The organism is Klebsiella sp. HN106, from assembly GCF_051209435.1.
GTDB lineage: Bacteria > Pseudomonadota > Gammaproteobacteria > Enterobacterales > Enterobacteriaceae > Klebsiella > Klebsiella oxytoca.
Genome location: NZ_JBLURD010000109.1, coordinates 1 through 422 on the forward strand (window position 1 = coordinate 1; position 422 = coordinate 422).

Here is a 422-nt window from a genome sequence, read left to right on the forward strand (position 1 = left end):
AGCAGGTGACTGGCGGCTGATGCTTTGTCAGCCGCACGTTCTTAGTTATTTATTGCGGTTAAGCAGATCCAGCGCGACGTCGACGATCATATCCTCCTGGCCGCCGACCATCCGCCGCTTGCCCAGCTCGACGAGAATATCCACCGCGCTGAGGCCATAGCGCTTGGCCGCCGCTTCGCTGTGGCGCAGGAAGCTGGAGTAGACTCCGGCGTAGCCCAGCGCCAGCGTTTCGCGGTCGACACGCACCGGGCGATCCTGCAGCGGCCGCACCAGCTCATCGGCCGCGTTCATCAGGGCGTAGAGATCGGTGCCATGCTGCCAGCCGAGCTTGTCGGCGGCGGCAATAAACACCTCCAGCGGCGCATTGCCCGCCCCCGCCCCCATCCCGGCCAGGCTGGCGTCAATGCGATCGCACCCCTCTT

General features: G+C 65.2%; 1 pseudogene. It reads right to left on the reverse strand.

The window, feature by feature from the left end:
- Positions 1–45: 45 nt before the first annotated feature.
- Positions 46–422: pseudogene (mhpE, locus tag ACSIPU_RS30555) on the reverse strand (4-hydroxy-2-oxovalerate aldolase); the annotation flags it as partial.